This window comes from Pseudomonas sp. 02C 26 (assembly GCF_002843585.1).
In the GTDB taxonomy this organism is placed as follows: Bacteria; Pseudomonadota; Gammaproteobacteria; order Pseudomonadales; family Pseudomonadaceae; genus Aquipseudomonas; species Aquipseudomonas shirazensis.
Genome location: NZ_CP025262.1, coordinates 1,600,993 through 1,620,119, shown reverse-complemented (window position 1 = coordinate 1,620,119; position 19,127 = coordinate 1,600,993). Strand labels below are relative to the sequence as shown.

At 61.3% G+C, this 19,127-nt stretch carries 16 protein-coding genes; 13 read left to right on the top strand and 3 right to left on the bottom strand.

Annotated elements, in window-relative coordinates; all coding sequences use genetic code 11:
* Positions 1–104 precede the first annotated feature (104 nt).
* From xdhA to guaD, 4 genes are all read left to right on the top strand, one after another.
* Complete coding sequence (xdhA, locus tag CXQ80_RS07460) at positions 105–1,550, top strand: xanthine dehydrogenase small subunit (protein ID WP_101318018.1); 1,446 nt, start codon at positions 105–107, stop codon at positions 1,548–1,550.
* The gene (gene xdhB / locus CXQ80_RS07455; protein WP_101318017.1) at positions 1,543–3,942 is read left to right on the top strand and encodes a xanthine dehydrogenase molybdopterin binding subunit; all 2,400 of its coding nucleotides are present in this window, start codon (positions 1,543–1,545) and stop codon (positions 3,940–3,942) included. Before xdhA ends, xdhB begins: the two co-directional genes overlap by 8 nt.
* 67 nt (positions 3,943–4,009) lie before the next feature.
* Positions 4,010–4,855, top strand: a complete 846-nt coding sequence (gene xdhC, locus CXQ80_RS07450; RefSeq protein ID WP_101318014.1) for a xanthine dehydrogenase accessory protein XdhC — start codon at positions 4,010–4,012, stop codon at positions 4,853–4,855.
* Between the two features lie 10 nt (positions 4,856–4,865).
* The gene (guaD, locus tag CXQ80_RS07445; RefSeq protein WP_101318011.1) at positions 4,866–6,170 is read left to right on the top strand and encodes a guanine deaminase; all 1,305 of its coding nucleotides are present in this window, start codon (positions 4,866–4,868) and stop codon (positions 6,168–6,170) included.
* A 364-nt stretch (positions 6,171–6,534) separates the two neighbouring features.
* Here guaD and CXQ80_RS07440 read toward each other — a convergent pair whose 3' ends face one another.
* The gene (locus CXQ80_RS07440; protein ID WP_101318009.1) at positions 6,535–7,299 is read right to left on the bottom strand and encodes a GntR family transcriptional regulator; all 765 of its coding nucleotides are present in this window, start codon (positions 7,297–7,299) and stop codon (positions 6,535–6,537) included.
* Between the two features lie 353 nt (positions 7,300–7,652).
* Between CXQ80_RS07440 and CXQ80_RS07435 the strand changes: the two genes are divergently transcribed.
* On the top strand, positions 7,653–9,002 hold the full coding sequence (locus CXQ80_RS07435; RefSeq protein WP_101318007.1) for an NCS2 family permease: 1,350 nt from the start codon (positions 7,653–7,655) through the stop codon (positions 9,000–9,002).
* A gap of 94 nt (positions 9,003–9,096) precedes the next feature.
* On the top strand, positions 9,097–10,044 hold the full coding sequence (locus tag CXQ80_RS07430; protein ID WP_101318005.1) for an RHS repeat-associated core domain-containing protein: 948 nt from the start codon (positions 9,097–9,099) through the stop codon (positions 10,042–10,044).
* 111 nt (positions 10,045–10,155) lie between these two features.
* On the opposite strand, the gene uraH is transcribed toward CXQ80_RS07430, so the two are convergent.
* Complete coding sequence (uraH, locus tag CXQ80_RS07425) at positions 10,156–10,509, bottom strand: hydroxyisourate hydrolase (RefSeq protein ID WP_101318003.1); 354 nt, start codon at positions 10,507–10,509, stop codon at positions 10,156–10,158.
* A 388-nt stretch (positions 10,510–10,897) separates the two neighbouring features.
* Between uraH and puuE the strand changes: the two genes are divergently transcribed.
* From puuE to CXQ80_RS07390, 7 genes are all read left to right on the top strand, one after another.
* Positions 10,898–11,824: an allantoinase PuuE gene (gene puuE, locus CXQ80_RS07420; RefSeq protein WP_101318001.1), complete on the top strand. Its 927-nt coding sequence runs from the start codon at positions 10,898–10,900 to the stop codon at positions 11,822–11,824.
* The gene (gene uraD, locus CXQ80_RS07415; protein ID WP_101317999.1) at positions 11,824–12,339 is read left to right on the top strand and encodes a 2-oxo-4-hydroxy-4-carboxy-5-ureidoimidazoline decarboxylase; all 516 of its coding nucleotides are present in this window, start codon (positions 11,824–11,826) and stop codon (positions 12,337–12,339) included. The genes puuE and uraD overlap by 1 nt, the downstream gene beginning before the upstream one ends.
* A 104-nt stretch (positions 12,340–12,443) precedes the next feature.
* A complete protein-coding gene (locus CXQ80_RS07410) occupies positions 12,444–12,947 on the top strand; it encodes an ureidoglycolate lyase (protein ID WP_101317997.1) in 504 nt (167 codons plus the stop codon).
* A 131-nt stretch (positions 12,948–13,078) separates the two neighbouring features.
* A complete protein-coding gene (locus CXQ80_RS07405) occupies positions 13,079–14,404 on the top strand; it encodes a urate hydroxylase PuuD (protein WP_101317995.1) in 1,326 nt (441 codons plus the stop codon).
* Positions 14,405–14,596: 192 nt separating this feature from the next.
* Positions 14,597–15,952 carry a nucleobase:cation symporter-2 family protein gene (locus tag CXQ80_RS07400; RefSeq protein WP_101317993.1) on the top strand — a complete coding sequence of 452 codons (1,356 nt, stop codon included), beginning with the start codon at positions 14,597–14,599 and terminating at the stop codon, positions 15,950–15,952.
* A gap of 153 nt (positions 15,953–16,105) precedes the next feature.
* Positions 16,106–16,891: an outer membrane protein OmpK gene (locus CXQ80_RS07395; protein ID WP_101317991.1), complete on the top strand. Its 786-nt coding sequence runs from the start codon at positions 16,106–16,108 to the stop codon at positions 16,889–16,891.
* 356 nt (positions 16,892–17,247) lie between these two features.
* Positions 17,248–18,030 (top strand): outer membrane protein OmpK, encoded by a 783-nt coding sequence (locus tag CXQ80_RS07390; RefSeq protein WP_101317989.1) that lies wholly within the window; start codon positions 17,248–17,250, stop codon positions 18,028–18,030.
* A gap of 68 nt (positions 18,031–18,098) precedes the next feature.
* Here CXQ80_RS07390 and CXQ80_RS07385 read toward each other — a convergent pair whose 3' ends face one another.
* Positions 18,099–19,019 carry a DUF808 domain-containing protein gene (locus CXQ80_RS07385; RefSeq protein WP_101317987.1) on the bottom strand — a complete coding sequence of 307 codons (921 nt, stop codon included), beginning with the start codon at positions 19,017–19,019 and terminating at the stop codon, positions 18,099–18,101.
* Positions 19,020–19,127: the final 108 nt, after the last annotated feature.

Genomic DNA, 19,127 nt, shown 5'->3' with positions numbered 1-19,127 from the left:
TGCGCGCGATTTCTTGACCTTTGAGTCAGAAAATCATTGACCCGGCGATCAAGCCTGCTTAGAGTCCGCCGGAACAACAATAAAACCATTGCGAGGCCTTCCCCGTGATCCAGTTTCTCGTAAACCAGGAGCTGCGTAATGAGCACGCCCTGGACCCGAACATGACCGTGCTGCAGTACCTGCGCGAACACCTTGGCAAATCCGGCACCAAGGAAGGCTGCGCCAGTGGCGACTGCGGCGCCTGTACAGTGGTGGTCGGCGAGCTCGAAGAAGACGGCCAGAGCCTGCGCTACCGCAGCCTCAACTCGTGCCTGACCTTCGTTTCGTCGTTGCACGGCAAACAATTGATCAGCGTCGAAGGCCTCAAGCATCAGGGCGAACTGCACAGTGTGCAAAAAGCCATGGCCGACTGCCACGGCTCGCAATGCGGCTTCTGCACTCCCGGCTTTGTCATGTCGCTGTTTGCCTTGCAGAAGAACAGCAACGGCGCCGACACCCAGCAGGCCCAGGAAGCCCTCGCCGGCAACCTGTGCCGTTGCACCGGCTACCGGCCGATCCTCGCCGCTGCCGAACAGAGCTGCGCCACACCGTGCCGCGATCAGTTCGATGCGCAGCAAGCGCAGACTATCGCCCGCCTCAAGGCCATCGCCCCGTCCGAAACCGGCGAACTGAACAGCGGCGACAAGCGCTGTCTGGTGCCGCTGACCGTTGCCGACCTGGCCGACCTGTACAGCTCGCACCCAGAAGCGCGCCTGCTTGCCGGCGGCACCGACCTGGCGCTGGAAGTAACCCAGTTCCACAAGACCTTGCCGGTGATGATCTATGTCGGCAACGTCGCCGAACTCAAGCGCATCGACAAGACCGCCACTCATCTGGAGATCGGCGCAGCGACGCCGCTGACCGACTGCTACGGCGCGCTCAGCGATGAATACGCCGATTTTGGCGCCCTGCTGCACCGCTTTGCGTCATTGCAGATTCGCAACCAGGGCACCCTCGGCGGCAACATCGGCAATGCCTCGCCCATCGGTGATTCGCCGCCGCTGCTGATTGCCCTGGATGCCCAGGTGGTACTGCGCCAGGGCCAGCGCCAGCGCGTGCTGCCACTGGAAGACTACTTCATCGACTACCGCATCACGGCCCGCCAGGACAGCGAGTTCATCGAGAAGATCATCGTGCCGCGGGCCAGCAACGACTGGACGTTCCGCGCCTACAAGGTCTCCAAGCGACTGGACGACGACATCTCGGCAGTTTGTGCAGCGTTCAACCTGAGCATCGAAAACGGTGTGGTCAGCGGCGTGCGCATTGCCTTTGGCGGAATGGCAGCGATTCCCAAACGCGCCCGTGCCTGTGAAGCCGCGCTGCGCGGCAAGCCATGGAACCAGGCCACCCTTGAACGTGCCTGCCAGGCGCTGGGCGAAGACTTCAGCCCTCTCTCGGACTTCCGCGCGAGCAAGGAATACCGCCTGCTGACCGCACAGAACCTGCTGCGCAAGTACTTCATCGAACTGCAATCGCCGCACATCGAAACCCGGGTGACCGACTATGTCTAATCATCATGCCGTCAAGAGCCAGGCCGAGATGGCCGAACTGTTCCGCCAGGACCTGACCACCGGTGTCGGCCGCAGCGTCAAGCACGACAGCGCCGACAAACACGTCAGCGGCGAAGCGGTGTATATCGATGACCGCCTCGAATTCCCCAATCAGTTGCATGTGTATGCGCGCACAGCTGACCGCGCCCACGCGCGCATCCTGAGTATCGATACCGCGCCGTGCTACGCCTTCGAAGGCGTACGCATCGCCATCACCCATGAAGACATCCCCGGCCTCAAGGATATCGGCCCGGTGGTCGCCGGCGACCCACTGCTGGCGATCGACAAGGTCGAGTTCTTCGGCCAACCGGTGCTGGCGGTAGCTGCCCGCGACCTGGAAACCGCTCGCCGTGCGGCGATGGCGGCGATCATCGAATACGAAGACCTCGAACCGGTGCTGGATGTGGTCCAGGCGCTGCGCGACAAGCACTTCGTGCTCGACAGCCATACCCATCAGCGCGGTGATTCGGTTGCCGCCCTGGCCAGCGCCCCGCACCGCTTGCAGGGGACCTTGCATATCGGTGGCCAAGAGCACTTCTACCTGGAAACGCAAATCTCCTCGGTGATGCCGACCGAAGACGGCGGCATGATCGTGTACTGCTCGACGCAGAACCCGACCGAAGTGCAAAAATTGGTCGCCGAAGTGCTCGATGTGCCGATGAACAAGATCGTCCTCGACATGCGCCGCATGGGTGGCGGTTTCGGCGGCAAGGAAACCCAGGCCGCCAGCCCGGCATGCCTGTGCGCGGTGATCGCGCGCCTGACCGGCCAGCCGACCAAGATGCGCCTGCCACGGGTCGAAGACATGACCATGACCGGCAAGCGCCACCCGTTCTACGTCGAGTACGACGTCGGCTTCGATGACGACGGCCGCCTGCACGGCATCCAGTTCGACCTCGCCGGCAACTGCGGCTACTCGCCTGACCTGTCCGGCTCGATCGTCGACCGCGCAATGTTCCACTCGGACAACGCCTATTACCTCGGCGACGCCACCGTCAACGGCCACCGTTGCAAGACCAACACCGCCTCCAACACCGCCTACCGTGGTTTCGGCGGGCCGCAAGGCATGGTCGCCATCGAGCAGGTGATGGACCACATTGCCCGTCAGCTCGGCCGTGACCCGCTGGATGTGCGCAAGGCCAACTACTACGGCAAGACCGAGCGCAACGTCACCCATTACTACCAGACCGTCGAACACAACCTGATCGAGGAAATGACCGCCGAACTGGAGGCCAGCAGCGACTACGCCGAGCGGCGCAAGTCGATCCGCCACTTCAACGAGCACAGCCCGGTATTGAAAAAAGGCCTGGCGCTGACCCCGGTCAAGTTCGGCATCTCATTCACCGCCACCTTCCTCAACCAGGCCGGTGCACTGATCCACATCTACACCGACGGCAGCATCCACCTCAACCATGGCGGCACCGAGATGGGCCAGGGTTTGAACACCAAGGTTGCACAGGTGGTAGCGCAGGTGTTCCAGGTCGAGATCGACCGCATTCAGATCACGGCGACCAATACCGACAAGGTCCCCAATACCTCACCGACCGCTGCATCCAGTGGCGCCGACCTGAACGGCAAGGCGGCGCAGAACGCGGCCGAGATCCTCAAGAAGCGCCTGGTCGAGTTTGCCGCCCGGCACTGGAATGTCACCGAGGAAGACGTTGAATTCCGCAACGGCCATGTGCGCGTGCGTGAGGAACTGATCAGCTTCGAGACGCTGGTGCAGCAGGCCTATTTTGCCCAGGTGTCGCTGTCGACTACCGGCTTCTACCGCACGCCGAAGATCTTCTACGACCGCTCGCAGGCGCGCGGCCGGCCGTTCTACTACTTCGCCTTTGGCGCAGCCTGCGTCGAGGTCATCGTCGACACCCTGACCGGGGAGTACAAAATGCTACGTGCCGATATCCTGCATGACGTCGGCGACTCGCTGAACCCGGCCATCGACATCGGTCAGGTCGAAGGCGGCTTCATTCAGGGCATGGGCTGGCTGACCACCGAAGAGTTGGTGTGGAACGCCAAGGGCAAGCTGGTTACCAACGGCCCGGCCAGCTACAAGATCCCGGCAGTGGCCGACATGCCGCTGGACCTGCGGGTCAAGCTGGTCGAGAACCGCAAGAACCCGGAAGACACCGTGTTCCATTCCAAGGCTGTCGGCGAGCCGCCGTTCATGCTCGGTATCGCTGCCTGGTGCGCGATCAAGGACGCCGTCGCCAGCATCGCCGACTACCGCGCGCAACCCAACATCGACGCGCCGGCCACGCCTGAGCGGGTCCTGTGGGGCTGCGAGCAGATGCGCCAGGCCCTGGCCGTGCAGCAGCCTGCTGAACAGCACGTGGAACCTGTCACATCGTGACCGCAGGCAGCCCCGCGCAGCCCTGTGCTGCGCGGGGCTGAGTTGAAGCCAACTGAGGTTTTGTATCATGCACCAATGGATCAACGCCCTCGCCGACCTGCAAGCTCGCGGTGAACCCTGCGTGCTGGTGACCATCATCGAAGAGCGCGGCTCGACCCCGCGCAATGCCGGCTCGAAGATGGTCGTCAGCGCCCGCCAGCTGTTCGACACCATCGGCGGTGGCCACCTTGAGTACAAGGCCCTGCACATCGCCCGGCAGATGCTCGACGAGCAGCGCAGCACCCCGCATCTGGAGCGCTTCAGCCTCGGCGCGAGCCTTGGCCAATGCTGCGGCGGCGTTACCGTGCTGCTGTTCGAGCCAATGGCGGCGGTGCAGGCCGAGATCGCCGTGTTCGGTGCGGGCCACGTCGGCCGGGCTCTGGTACCCTTGCTCGCTGCCCTGCCCTGCCGGGTGCGCTGGATCGACTCGCGCGAGCAAGAATTCCCGGAGCTGATCCCCACCGGCGTGAGCCGCATCATCAGCGAGGAGCCGGTCGACGAAGTGGCTGCGCTGCCGCCAGGCAGTTACTGCATCGTCATGACCCACAACCACCAGCTCGATCTCGAGCTGACCGCGGCGATCCTCAAGCGCAACGACTTCACCTGGTTCGGCCTCATCGGCTCGAAGACCAAGCGGGCCAAGTTCGAGCATCGCCTGCGTGATCGCGGCTATGACGATGCGGTGCTAGCACGGATGCGCTGCCCGATGGGCCTGGCCGAGGTCAAAGGCAAATTGCCGATCGAGATCGCCGTGTCGATTGCCGGCGAAATCATCGCCACCTACAACGCCTGTTTTGGCCAGCACGATGCTGCGGTCAATGCCGGCCCCATTGCTCAGTTGCTGCCGCCGTCCCGCCGCAGCCACGCCAATTGACGAGAGTGTTATGAGCGCAACCCGCAAAGCTTACCGATCCGCCATTCTGCACAGCGTTGGCGACCCCGCCGAAGTCGGCCTGGAGGCATCCTGCGAGTACTACCCGGACGGCCTGCTGGTGGTCGACGAAGGCCGCATCAGCGCCCTTGGTCACGCCAGCGACCTGCTGCCGACGCTGGATGCCGACATCGACGTGGTGCATTACCAGGATGCCCTGATCACGCCGGGCTTTATCGACACCCATATCCACTTCCCGCAGACCGGCATGATCGGCTCCTATGGCGAGCAGTTGCTGGACTGGCTGAACACCTACACCTTCCCCTGCGAAAAGCAGTTTGCCGATAAGGCGCATGCCGACAAGGTCGCGAAGATCTTCCTGCGGGAGCTGCTGCGCAACGGCACCACCACCGCGCTGGTGTTCGGCAGTGTGCATCCGGAGTCGGTCAACGCGCTGTTCGAGGAGGCCGAGCGGCTGGACCTGCGCCTGATCGCCGGCAAGGTGATGATGGACCGCAACGCGCCGGATTATCTGACCGACACGGCGGAGTCGTCCTACACCGAGAGCAAGGCGCTGATTCAGCGCTGGCATGGCAAGGGCCGGCTGCACTATGCGGTGACGCCGCGCTTTGCCCCGACCAGCACGCCCGAGCAATTGGCGATGGCCGGCCAGTTACTGAAGGAGCATCCGGGGGTGTACATGCATACGCACCTGTCCGAGAACCTGCAGGAGATCGACTGGGTCAAGGGCTTGTTCCCGGAGCAGAAGGGTTACCTGGACGTCTACGATCACTTCGAGCTGCTGGGGGAGCGATCGGTGTTTGCCCATGGCGTGCATTTGTGTGATGAGGAGTGTCAGCGGCTTTCGGAGACGGGCTCGGCGGTGGCGTTCTGCCCGACCTCGAACCTGTTCTTGGGCAGTGGCTTGTTTAACTTGCCGCAAGCTGAGAAGTTCAAGGTCAATGTCGGGCTGGGCACGGATGTTGGCGCGGGGACCAGTTTTTCGCTGCTGCATACCTTGAATGAGGCTTACAAGGTGATGCAGTTGCAGGGCGCGCGCTTGCACCCGTTCAAGTCGTTGTACCTGGCGACGCTGGGTGGGGCTCGGGCTTTGCGGCTGGAGGATCGGGTGGGAAGTTTGCGTCCGGGTAATGATGCGGACTTCGTGGTCCTCGATTATAAGGCTACGCCGTTGCTTGAGTATCGCCTGCAGCAATCGGGGGGGATCGAGGAAACGTTGTTTGTGCTGACGACGCTGGGGGATGATCGGACGGTACTGGAGACGTATGCGGCTGGGCGGTGTGTGCATCAGCGGTAGCGCGCCGGCGCAGGGCGGGATTGTTGTGGCTGCCCGAGCTTTGATTGGTTGGAGATTGCCGGGGCTGCTACGCAGCCCTTTCGCGACACAAGGCCGCTCCTACAGGGGCCGCGTACCATCGACATGCGCGGTCTGTGGGAGCGGGTTCACCTGCGAAGGGTCGCGTAGCGGCCCCGGCAATCTGACGGCCAACCACCATCGCGAAACCCACATTGACCCGCTCTGCGCCAGCGCAGCGAAGGGGCCGGATGTGGAGCCAAGACCTTGTTTGGGGCGTTTGCCAAAAAAGGGACTCGCCGTAAGGGCAAGGGGCCCGATCAAACCACACATCAATCGGATAAGCCCCAAGCCAACAACCAACCAATCAACCTTTAGCCGAAGTAACCCGAGCAGGCTTCTTCTGCAACAAGTGCGAAAACACCGCATGCAGATCGTCCGAAGCACTCTCCTCATCGAGGTTCAGCTTGCTGTCGATATGATCCATATGATGCATCATCAAGCTGACCGCCTGCCCCGCATCCCTCGCCTCAATCGCATCGATCAGCTGCATATGCTCATCATACGAACAGTGCGACCGGTTCCCGCTCTCATACTGAGCAATGATCAGCGAAGTCTGCGACACCAGACTACGCTGGAAACTCACCAAAGGTGCATTCCCAGCAGCCTCGGCCAGCTTCAGGTGAAACTCCCCGGAAAGCCGAATCCCGGCCCCACGATCACCCCGCGAAAAGCTGTCGCGCTCGTCACGCACCATCTGCCGCAGCTCGTTCAGCTGCTCAGCCGTAGCATGCTGCACCGCCAACTCGGTAATCGCCCGCTCAACCATCCGTCGCGAAAAGAACACCTGCCGCGCCTCTTCAACCGTCGGACTGGCAACCACGGCACCGCGATTGGGCCGCAGCAACACCACGCTCTCATGGGCCAGACGCGACAACGCGCGACGAATGATGGTGCGGCTGACGCCAAAGATCTCGCCCAGCGCTTCCTCGCTCAATTTGGTGCCCGGCGCCAGCCGCTGCTCGAGGATCGCCTCGAAAATATGCGCGTAGACGATGTCGTCCTGGGTACCACTGCGCCCGGCCTTGCCGGTGCGTACAGGTTTCTTGAGAGGCTGCAGCTGTTCGTTCATGGGCACTCGAGCATGGGAATCCGCCAATCGGACCTTGACTGTACTGCCTGTCAGAGGGTGGCTGGCAAGCCCTGGTTGGAAATAAGAATAAAGGTACTGGCCCATTGTACACAGGCTGACCCGTTTCTGCAGGTGGCCATTTCGGCATATAGCCACTATTTACAAGATTGTACCCAGGAAAGATAAAACATTATTTGCATTATTTGTACACAAACGCATAATCCAGCGAGCAACTTCTTGACCCATGAGTCAACAAAAACGGTCAGACGTCTGCCTCACCCTCGCGGAATCACCAAGTGCATAGCGCAGGACACTGGTTCCGAACAACAAGAAAGACTTGAGGAGTACTCGCTGTGGACACCCGCAAATCCGACGCCCCTACGCTGGATCTCACCCCGCCGCTCGAAACGAGCTGGCTGGAACGGATTTTCAAACTCAAGCGACATGGCACCACCGTCAAGACCGAAATGATCGCCGGGGTGACCACCTTCATCACCATGGCCTACATCATCTTCGTCAACCCCAACATCATGGCTGACGCCGGCATCGATCATGGTGCGGCGTTCGTCGCCACCTGCATCTCGGCCGCGCTCGGCTGCCTGCTGATGGGGCTTTACGCCAACTGGCCGGTTGGCCTGGCGCCGGGCATGGGGCTCAACGCCTTCTTCACCTACACCGTGGTCGGCACCATGGGCTACACCTGGGAGGCGGCGCTGGGCGCCGTGTTCGTCTCCGGGGTGCTGTTCATGTTCCTGACCTTGTCGCGGATTCGCGAATGGCTGCTCAACAGCATTCCGCTGAGCCTGCGCCATGCCATGGGGGCCGGCGTCGGATTGTTTCTCGGGCTGATCGGCCTGAAGACTGCGGGCATCGTCGTCGACAGCCCGGCGACCCTGATCAAGCTCGGCTCGCTGCACGAGGCCGGGCCGCTGTTGGCGGCGGTGTGCTTCCTGATGATCGCAGTGCTCAGCTATCACCGAGTGTTCGGTGCGATCCTGATCGCCATCATCAGCGTTACCCTGGCCGGCTGGGGCTTGGGCCTGGTGCAGTACGGCGGGGTGTTCTCGCTGCCGCCGAGTCTGGCGCCGACCTGGATGGCCATGGACGTCGCCGGCGTGTTCAACGTGAGTATGATCAGCGTGGTGCTGGCGTTTCTCTTCGTGCACATGTTCGACACCGCCGGGACCTTGATGGGGGTTGCCCAGCGCGCCAACCTGGTGGCGCCGGACGGCAAGATCGAAAACCTGTCACGGGCGCTGAAGGCCGACAGTGCCTCGAGCGTGTTCGGCGCCGCCGTTGGCGTGCCGCCGGTCACCAGCTATGTCGAGAGCGCTGCGGGAGTGGCCGCAGGTGGCCGTACCGGGCTGACCGCCGTGGTGGTCGGGGCACTGTTCGTCGCGGCGATGTTCTTCGCCCCGCTGGCAGGGATGATCCCCGCCTACGCCACCGCTGGCGCGCTGATCTACGTGGCGATGCTGATGATGGGCAGCATGGCCCATATCAACTGGGACGAAGCCACCGACAGCATTCCGGCGATCGTCACGGTGATCATGATGCCGTTGACCTTCTCGGTGGCGGACGGCATTGCCCTGGGCTTCATCAGCTACGTGGTGCTCAAGGCCGGGACGGGCAAGTACAAGGAGATTTCGCCCAGCCTTTGGGTACTCTGCGTGATCTTCATCGCCAAGTTCGTATTCCTCTAGGGCCTCTTGCAGTGGCCTGTCATTGTTGACAGGTCACTGCAGAAAAACCCCACGTTAGACTCGGGTCTCATCTTCTCCATGCCGAGACCCGAACATGCTCCCCAACACCACCCCACCCACCGTTTTGCCCCCGGCGCTGCGCTTCTACCAAGCGTCATCCCTGGCGACCGAGCTTCAAGGTGAGCGATGCGTCACGCTGCTGCGCCATGGCGAGTCAGCCTTGGCGCAGCTGGACAACACCACGGCCACCCATCCGCTCGGCGTCGATCAGCAAGGATCGATTGTGCGGCTGCAGGGCGCCGCCAGCAGCGCGAGCATCGCCTACGCCGCCTATGGCCACCACCCTCTGGAGGCTGACGCCAGCCTGCTGTCGTTCACCGGACAAAAGCGCGAACCGGTAACCGGCTATTACCTGCTCGGCAACGGTCATCGCGCCTACAGCCCGTCGCTCATGAAATTCCTCAGCCCGGACAGCCTGAGTCCGTTCGGCAGCGGTGGGTTGAATGCCTATGCCTACTGCCTGAATGACCCGATAAACCTTACGGACCCCACTGGGAAAACCCCTTGGGCGCTTACGTTCATGAGAAAACACGTCAAATCGAATATTCAGGTTGCAAAAGAGTCAGTAGACCTGGCGGGCAAAGCACTCTTCCCGCACCCAACCTCGCAGGGCTCACCAAAGTTGGGAAGGGCAGTACTCCGTGAATTTGCCAGTGACCAAGTGGACAGCACACCCTTTACGCAAAAGCTGTTCAAGGTCAACGACAACCTGACGAGTCACAACGACGCCACGCTGACCACTGAGCACGCGGGTATATACCGCGATATAGCCACGCAAAATCTCAGCGGTCAGCTCTCGAACGCGTCAGCTCACTTCAAGGCCGCAGGCGCATGGATGACCACTGAGAAAGGCGCTCCACGCATCGTCGGGACCGCATTCAATATCATGGGCGCCATTGTTGCTGGCGCCGAGGACAATGCCGGCTATGCGACTGGCCGAGTACTGCAGCAGAACAACCAGGCTGTGCGAAAAGACACCTGAACAAAGACCGGCGATGGGTACAAGACCTCAGAAACACCAATCTCCAGACGAAAAAAAGCCCGCCAGTGTGAGAGCGGGCCAAAGACCTACGAAGATTCTTCTAGTGACCAACTAGCTTCCACGATAGGTCGAGTAGCTGTAAGGCGAGATCAGCAGCGGCACGTGGTAGTGCTCCTGCTTCTCGTCGACCCCAAAGCGCAGCACCACAACATCCAGGAACGCCGCTTCTGGCAAAGCCACGCCCCGAGCTCGATAGTAATCCCCGGCACTGAACTGCAACTGGTATACGCCGGTGCGGTAATCGTCACCCTGCAGCAACGGCGCATCGACGCGGCCATCGCTGTTGGTCAGCGCGGTATTAACCAATTCCAGCTGCTGGCCGTCGACACGGTACAGCTCGACCTTGATCGAGCTGCCCGGGCAGCCATGCGCAGCGTCCAGTACGTGAGTGGTCAGACGTCCCATGTGCGTGTCGCCTCTTGTTCAGTTCGTGGGCAGAAAATACCCAGCAAGCACCGTAAGAGGGCCTGCCGTGTGCGGGAATGAGCTCATTAAGACACTTTCTCAATAAATTGTACACAATTTTTTAGACCCTTCAGCGCCGCTCTCCCACACGCTCGCGAAAACCTGCTATGTATCGCCAGATATAGGCTGTATACGCAGTCCCAGGTCATTAGCTGACCAATCAGGCAAGTTTCTTGCAAAGCATTCTCACGCGACAAAAGGGCAGAAATGCGGAAAAACAGGCTTACAAAAGATTTCAGAAGTTGTATACAATCAGCCCATCCGGTGAGTGCGACAACCCGACGCGGGTCCACCACCCCTCGCACAACGTACAAGAAGGAAGACTGCAGTGAGCGCTGACTACCCTCGCGACCTGATCGGTTACGGCAACAACCCACCTCACCCGCACTGGCCGGGCAACGCCCGCATCGCCTTGTCGTTCGTACTCAACTATGAGGAAGGTGGCGAGCGCAACATCCTCCACGGCGACAAAGAGTCCGAAGCCTTCCTGTCTGAAATGGTTGCCGCCCAGCCCCTGCAGGGCCAACGCAACATGAGCATGGAGTCGCTGTACGAGTACGGCAGCCGCGCCGGCGTCTGGCGCCTGCTCAAGCTGTTCAAGGACACCGGCGTACCGCTGACCATCTTCGCCGTGGCCATGGCCGCGCAGCGCCATCCGGATGTGATCCGCGCCATGGCCGAAGCTGGCCATGAGATCTGCAGCCACGGCTACCGCTGGATCGACTACCAGAACATGGACGAGGCGCAGGAGCGCGAGCACATGCTCGAAGCCATCCGCATCCTCACCGAGCTGACCGGCGAGCGCCCACTGGGCTGGTACACCGGTCGTACCGGGGCCAACACGCGTAGGCTGGTGATGGAAGAAGGCGGTTTCCTCTACGACAGCGACACCTACGACGACGACCTGCCCTACTGGGAGCCGAACAACCCGACCGGCAAGCCGCATCTGGTGATCCCGTACACCCTCGACACCAACGACATGCGCTTCACCCAGGTGCAGGGCTTCAACTGTGGCGAGCAGTTCTTCCAGTACCTCAAGGACGCCTTTGATGTGCTCTACGAAGAAGGCGCCGAAGCGCCGAAGATGCTCTCGATCGGCCTGCACTGCCGCTTGGTCGGTCGCCCGGCGCGGCTGGCAGCGCTGAAGCGCTTCGTCGAATACGCCAAGAGCCATGACCAGGTTTGGTTTGCCCGTCGCGTGGACATCGCCCGCCACTGGCACACCACCCACCCGTACCAGAACGAGAACGCCTGATGACCGCCTTCAAGACCCTGACTCCTTCGACCCTGAGCCGTGACGCGTTCGTCAGCGCCTTTGCCGACATCTACGAGCACTCGCCGTGGGTGGCCGAGAAGGCCTATGACCTCGGTCAACTGGCCGAGCTGGACCAGATCGAAGCCCTGCATCAGCGCATGAGCGACATCCTGCTCAGCGCCAGCCACGCCGACCAGTTGGCCTTGATCAACGCTCACCCGGACCTGGCCGGCAAAGCCGCCGTCCAGGGCGAGCTGACCGAATCGAGTACCAATGAACAGGCTGGCGCCGGTATCCACCAGTGCACTGCCGAAGAGTTCGCCCGCTTCACCGAACTCAACGATGCCTACAAGGCCAAGTTCCAGTTCCCGTTCATCATGGCGGTCAAGGGCAGTAACCGACACCAGATTCTGGCGGCATTCGAAACCCGGATTCACAACGATGCCGATGCCGAATTCAAAGAGGCGCTGGCGCAGATCAACCTGATCGCGCTGTTCCGCCTGCTGCAGCTGTAAGGCTTGCCACAAGGTCTGGCCCGAGTCCGCCACGCGAGCGTACCCAGGGCCTTCCGGCAAGCGCACCACCACATTAGCCAGTCATAGAAGAAGAGATAACAAGCATGCGCACACTAGTGATCGAGCCCCTGAGCAAAGAAGCCTTCGCCCCCTTTGGTGACGTGATCGAAACCGACGGCAGCGATCACTTCATGATCAACAACGGCTCGACCATGCGCTTCCACAAGCTCGCCACGGTTGAAACCGCCGAGCCTGAGGACAACGCCATCATCAGTATCTTCCGCGCCGACGCGCTGGAAATGCCGTTGACCGTGCGTATGCTCGAACGCCATCCGCTGGGCAGCCAGGCTTTCATTCCGCTGCTCGGCAATCAGTTTCTGATCGTGGTCGCGCCAGTTGGCGATGCACCTGTATCAGGTTTGGTCCGTGCCTTCCGCAGCAACGGCAGGCAGGGCGTCAATTACCATCGCGGCGTTTGGCACCACCCGGTGCTGACGATCGAAAAGCGGGATGATTTCCTGGTGGTTGATCGCAGTGGTTCAGGCAACAACTGCGATGAGCATTACTTCACCGAGGAACAGATGTTGATCCTCAATCCCCACCAATAAGAAAAGGTCGGTCATCCACGGCCTGCATGAAATACTCGGTGTCGCGATAAACCTGCTGCGCTCGCAGCCTGCTTATCGCGCGCAAGGTCGCGTGCAGCGTTCAAGCTGGTGATCGGCAAGAGGTACATACTGTGGAAGCACACCTTCACGAATGGCTGAACCTGAGCATTCGCTGGGTTCACATGATCACAGGCGTCGCCTGGATCGGTGCATCGTTCTACTTCGTCTGGCTGGAGAACCACCTCAACCGCAGCAACCCGCGCGATGGGTTGTCGGGTGATCTCTGGGCCATCCACGGTGGTGGTATCTACCACCTGGAGAAGTACAAGCTGGCGCCGCCGAAAATGCCCGAGAACCTGCACTGGTTCAAATGGGAAGCCTACTTCACCTGGATGTCCGGGATCGCCCTGCTGTGCGTGGTGTTCTACTGGAACCCGACCCTGTACCTGCTCGCCCCGGGCAGCTCGCTGAGCGGCGCCGAAGGCGTGGCCATCGGTATCGGTTCGCTGGTAGCCGGCTGGTTCATCTACGACATTCTCTGTGACTCACCATTGGGCAAGCGCCCTGCCCTGCTCGGCGGCGTGCTGTTCGTACTGATCATCGCCGCATGCTGGGGCTTCAGCCTGGTGTTCAGCGGTCGTGGTGCGTACCTGCACACCGGTGCGATCATCGGCACCATCATGGTCGGTAACGTGTTCCGCATCATCATGCCGGCCCAGCGCCAGCTGGTCGCGGCGATCGAAGCCAACCAGACGCCCGACCCGCTGTTGCCGGCCAAAGGCCTGCTGCGCTCGCGGCACAACAACTACTTCACCCTGCCGGTGCTGTTCATCATGATCAGCAACCACTTCCCGAGCACCTACGGCAGCCAGTACAACTGGTTGATCCTGGCCGGGATTGCAGTGGCTGCGGTATTGATCCGTCACTACTTCAACACCCGCCACGACAGCAACAAATACGCCTGGACCCTGCCCGTCGGCGCTCTGGCGATGATCTGCCTGGCCTATGTCACCGGCCCTAAACCTTTGCCAACTACTCCTGAGCAGGCTGCGGCGAAGATCGAGTATCAACCGCTGCCAGCCACGGCCGTAGGCGGCAAGACCGCTGCCGAACAGCGTGCTGCCGATGCGGCCAAGGCGGCTGAAGCACCGGCCGCTGCTGCACAGGCTCCGGCCCAGGCCACAGCCCAGTCGGGTGACACCTTCGACACGATTCACAACGTGATCCAGGAACGCTGCACTGTGTGCCACTCGTCCAAGCCGACCAGCCCACTGTTCAGCACGGCGCCAGGTGGCGTGATGTTCGATACCCCGCAGCAGATCCAGGCCCAGGCCGCGCGCATTCAGGCGCAAGCGGTTGCCAGCCAGATCATGCCGCTGGGCAACATCACCCAGATGACCGTTGAAGAACGCAAACTGGTCGGTGACTGGATCGCCAAAGGCGCCCCCGTCAACTGACCCCACGCATCGCCAGGCTTGCTCCTGCACCGGGATCACTCCCCGTGCAGGGCACGCCTGCGCCATGCGCACTACGCAACAAGCAAGCATCGAGCGCAAACCCGCAGCGTGAACCCCTGGCTTTTACCCAAAGCCTGGCGCTGCAGGTTGACCGCTTGGATCCGAGAATAAAAACAAAACTCGAGGTGCTGCATGTCAGAGTCATCCAAGGCGTACATCCCTGTTGCGCCGCCACGACAGCCCCTGCCCCTGTTTCAGCTGATCCTGGTGGGTCTGCAACACGTGCTGCTGATGTACGGTGGTGCGATCGCCGTGCCGCTGATCATTGGCCAGGCCGCTGGCCTGTCGCGTGAAGAAGTCGCCTTCCTGATCAACGCTGACCTGCTGGTCGCAGGCGTTGCCACAATTATCCAATCGTTCGGTATCGGCCCGGTCGGCATTCGCATGCCGGTGATGATGGGCGCAAGCTTTGCCGCAGTCGGCAGCATGGTGGCCATGGCCGGCATGCCCGGCGTGGGCCTGCAGGGCATCTTTGGTGCGACCATCGCCGCCGGTTTCTTCGGCATGCTGATCGCACCGTTCATGTCCAAGGTGGTGCGCTTCTTCCCGCCGCTGGTCACCGGCACGGTGATCACGTCGATCGGCTTGTCGTTGTTCCCGGTGGCGGTCAACTGGGCCGGTGGCGGCCAGCAGGCGGAGACCTTCGGCGCGCCGATCTACCTGATGGTGGCCGGTCTGGTGCTGGCCGTGATCCTCCTGATCAACCGCTTCATGCGTGGCTTCTGGGTCAACGTGTCGGTGCTGGTTGGGATGGGCCTGGGCTACATCGTCGCCGGTTCGATCGGCATGGTCGACCTGTCCGGTCTGGGCGCTGCGCCATGGCTGCAAGTGGTCACGCCGCTGCACTTCGGCATGCCGACCTTCAGCCTGGCGCCGATCCTGTCGATGTGCCTTGTGGTAGTGATCATCTTCGTCGAGTCCACCGGCATGTTCCTCGCCCTGGGCAAGGTGACTGATCGCGAAGTAACCCCGGGCATGTTGCGCCGGGGTCTGTTGTGCGATGCCGGTGCGTCGTTCATCGCCGGTTTCTTCAATACCTTCACCCACTCCTCGTTCGCCCAGAACATCGGCCTGGTGCAGATGACCGGCGTGCGTTGCCGCTACGTCACGGTCATGGCCGGGGCCATGCTGATCGGCCTCAGCCTGCTGCCCAAGGCGGCGTACCTGATCGCCTCGATTCCACCGGCCGTGCTTGGCGGTGCGTCGATTGCCATGTTCGGCATGGTTACCGCCACCGGGATCAAGATCCTCCAAGAGGCGGACATCTCCGACCGACGCAACCAGTTGCTGGTTGCGGTGAGTGTCGGCTTTGGCCTGATCCCGGTGGTCAAGCCGGAGTTCTTCGCGCAGATGCCGCAGTGGATGGAACCGATCACCCATAGCGGGATTGCCATGGCCACGGTCTGTGCCCTGGTGCTCAACGTGCTGTTCAACATCCTCGGTGGTGCTGACCGGGCGGCGCACAACGACGCCTGTCACCAACACTGAGTCGACGGGGTGGCCAGGCTGGCTACCCCGTTGATTGCAACGCTCTCACGTTCACGCAGTACCGCTACACCGTCGGCCCGCCGGAATGGGCCGTTCGGGGCGCCCTTGCGCCGAAAAAACCCCAAAAAAAACAATAAGTCCGGGAATCACGACATGAAGCGCATCACCTCGTCCCTCTTGCTCGGCAGCAGCCTGCTGGCGACCGTCCCCGCCCACGCCGGCGAATGGCTGCAGTGGCACGGCGAAAGCCTGACCTACCTGTACGGCAAGGATTTCAAGGTCAACCCGAATATCCAGCAGACGGTGACCTTCGAGCACGCCAACAAATGGAAGTATGGCGACACCTTCCTGTTCGTCGACAAGATCTTCTACAACGGCAAGGCCGATGCCAGCAAAGGCGCCAACACCTACTACGGCGAGTTCAGCCCACGCCTGTCGCTGGGCAAGATCACCGGCCAGAGCTTTGCCTTCGGCCCGGTCAAGGACGTGTTGCTGGCCATGACCTACGAGCGTGGCGAGGGCGACAACGAAGCCTATCTGATCGGCCCTGGCTTTGACCTGGCGGTGCCCGGCTTCAACTACTTCACCCTCAACTTCTACTTGCGCAACACCGAGGGCAGCCGCCCCGGTGACAATGTCTGGCAGATCACCCCGGCCTGGTCCTACACCATCCCGGTCGGCCGCTCGGACGTACTCATCGATGGCTACATCGACTGGGTGGTCGACAACGACCAGACCCGCCGCGGCACCTACCACGCCAATCTGCACGTCAACCCACAGGTCAAATACGACCTCGGCAAAGCCCTCAACTACGGTGCCAAGCAGCTGTATGTCGGCTTTGAGTACAGCTACTGGAAGGACAAGTACGGCATCGACAGCCGCGGCAATCTGGACAGCAACCAGAGCGTAGCCAGTGCGCTGGTCAAGGTGCATTTCTGAGAAGCTGACCGAACGCCCAACTTTGGTTCCACGTGCTTCAGGACGGAGCACTTGAGGCGCAGCGCGCAACTGAGTAATCTGCGCGCCCCCTCGCTCAGGGCAGAATGATTTCTGCCCGCGTTTACTGACCGCTCAGTCAATGAATTCGGGTGGTTGGTCTGCGTGTTGCCAGCCGTACAGGACCGTTTTCAGCCGTTCAGCAAGACGTCGAGCAGGAAGATTGCGACCAACGACAAAAGTTGGCGCAGCTCTTGCCAAACAGCTGTGGTCAATCGAAAAAAGTTGACTCAAAAGACAAAAACAGCGCCACCACCGAGCGCTGACAACAGATCCGAATCAAGGGAGCGACACACGCGATGCGTACCATCAACAGCCTGATCCTCGCCGGCAGCCTGCTGGCCTCCGGGACCACCTTCGCCGATGACCTGCTGCAGTGGCAAAGCAACAGCCTGACCTACCTGTGGGGCAAGAACTTCAAGGTCAACCCGGAAATCCAGCAGACCTTCACTTTCGAGCACGCTGATGGCTGGAAGTACGGCGACAACTTCGTGTTTGTCGACAAGATCTTCTACCAGGGTAAAAAGGACGCCGGCAACGGCCCCAACACCTACTACGGTGAGATCAGCCCGCGCCTGTCGTTGGGCAAGATCCTCGACCAGAAGATCGCCTTCGGCCCGGTCAAGGACGTGCTGCTGGCGATGACCTACGAGTTTGGTGAAGGCGACAGCGAGTCGTACCTGATCGGCCCTGGCTTCGATCTGGATATCCCAGGCTTCGATTACTTCCAGCTGAACTTCTACCAGCGCACCACCGACGGCAGCCGCGCCGGCGACAACGTCTGGCAGATCACCCCGGTGTGGGCGTACACCATCCCGGTCGGCTCTTCGGACGTGTTGATCGACGGCTTCATGGACTGGGTAGTCGACAACGACCAGAACCGCCGTGGCACCTACCACGCCAACCTGCACTTCAACCCACAGATCAAATACGACCTGGGCAAGGCAATGCATCTGGGCGAGAAGCAGTTGTACGTGGGTATCGAGTACGACTACTGGAAGAACAAATACGGGATCAAGGATTCCGACGGTTTCACCACCGACCAGAACACCGCTAGCCTGCTGGTCAAGGTGCACTTCTGATCTGATCAGGCGCGGCGTATGAATCCGCTCCAGTCAGGATGAACCCTGCTGGAGCGGTGCCAGTTCGATCAGTTGCTCGCCAGTTTGCGTACCCGCGATACCCCGCCGACGACCAGCGCAGCGACAAAGCCGGTGATCGCGCCAACCACACCGTACAGGCCGAACTTCGCCACCGCGCCCCAGCCCGCGCTCGCGCTAACCAGCGCCTCGATCAGGTGTTCAAGCGGCTGGATACCCTCGGCAACGAAGGTGCCGCCGACCAGAAACATCGCCAGCGTGCCGATCCACGACAACGCCTTCATCAGGAACGGCGCCGCAGCCACCAGGCCGCGCCCGAATTTCTTGACGAATGTGCCCCAGGCGCCCTGAGCTTTCGACTTCGCGAGAGCAAAGCCTGCGTCATCCATGCGTACGATGCCGGCGACCAGGCCATATACGCCGACCGTCATCGCCAGCGCGATCACCACCAAAGTGATGATCTGCTGATACAGAGGCGCATCGGCAACCACGTTGAGGGTGATGACGATGATTTCGGCACTGAGGATGAAGTCGGTCTTGATCGCGCCCTTGATCTTGCGCTGCTCGTACTCGGCCAGCGCTTGCGGGGTTTTCGGCACAGGCTTGTGTTCAGCGTCCGCTGCTTCATTGCCGCCACGCGAAAGCTTGTCCTTGATTGCCTCATAGCCCTCATAGCACAGGTAGATCCCGCCCAGCATCAACAGCCACTTGATCGCGGCCGGCAACAACGCGCTGAGGATCAATGCGCACGGCACCAGGATCGCCTTGTTCTTCAACGAGCCCTTGAACACCGCCCATACCACCGGCAGTTCACGATCGGCCTTCATGCCGGTGACCTGCTCGGCGTTCACCGCCAGGTCATCGCTGAGCACGCTCGCCGACTTCTTCGCCGCGACCTTGCTCATCAGCGCAATGTCATCGAGCAACGCCGCGATATCATCCAACAAAGCAAAAAAACTGCTGCCAGCCATTCCATTGATTCCTAAAGGTGTCCGCAGCCACCCAGGCCTGAGCCCGCGCGACTGCGATAAAGACGTGATTGCCGACAAGTTGGCATAGAGACCCTAGCCACGCTGAAC

Bases quoted from the DNA above. Each gene is read 5' to 3' on its own strand.
- CXQ80_RS07395 (WP_101317991.1), top strand. From the start codon at position 16,106: ATGAAGCGCATCACCTCGTCCCTCTTGCTCGGCAGCAGCCTGCTGGCG.
- CXQ80_RS07410 (WP_101317997.1), top strand. From the start codon at position 12,444: ATGCGCACACTAGTGATCGAGCCCCTGAGCAAAGAAGCCTTCGCCCCC.
- xdhC (WP_101318014.1), top strand. From the start codon at position 4,010: ATGCACCAATGGATCAACGCCCTCGCCGACCTGCAAGCTCGCGGTGAA.
- CXQ80_RS07390 (WP_101317989.1), top strand. From the start codon at position 17,248: ATGCGTACCATCAACAGCCTGATCCTCGCCGGCAGCCTGCTGGCCTCC.
- CXQ80_RS07430 (WP_101318005.1), top strand. From the start codon at position 9,097: ATGCTCCCCAACACCACCCCACCCACCGTTTTGCCCCCGGCGCTGCGC.
- CXQ80_RS07400 (WP_101317993.1), top strand. From the start codon at position 14,597: ATGTCAGAGTCATCCAAGGCGTACATCCCTGTTGCGCCGCCACGACAG.
- xdhB (WP_101318017.1), top strand. From the start codon at position 1,543: ATGTCTAATCATCATGCCGTCAAGAGCCAGGCCGAGATGGCCGAACTG.
- CXQ80_RS07385 (WP_101317987.1), bottom strand. From the start codon at position 19,019: ATGGCTGGCAGCAGTTTTTTTGCTTTGTTGGATGATATCGCGGCGTTG.
- uraH (WP_101318003.1), bottom strand. From the start codon at position 10,509: ATGGGACGTCTGACCACTCACGTACTGGACGCTGCGCATGGCTGCCCG.
- guaD (WP_101318011.1), top strand. From the start codon at position 4,866: ATGAGCGCAACCCGCAAAGCTTACCGATCCGCCATTCTGCACAGCGTT.
- uraD (WP_101317999.1), top strand. From the start codon at position 11,824: ATGACCGCCTTCAAGACCCTGACTCCTTCGACCCTGAGCCGTGACGCG.
- CXQ80_RS07440 (WP_101318009.1), bottom strand. From the start codon at position 7,299: ATGAACGAACAGCTGCAGCCTCTCAAGAAACCTGTACGCACCGGCAAG.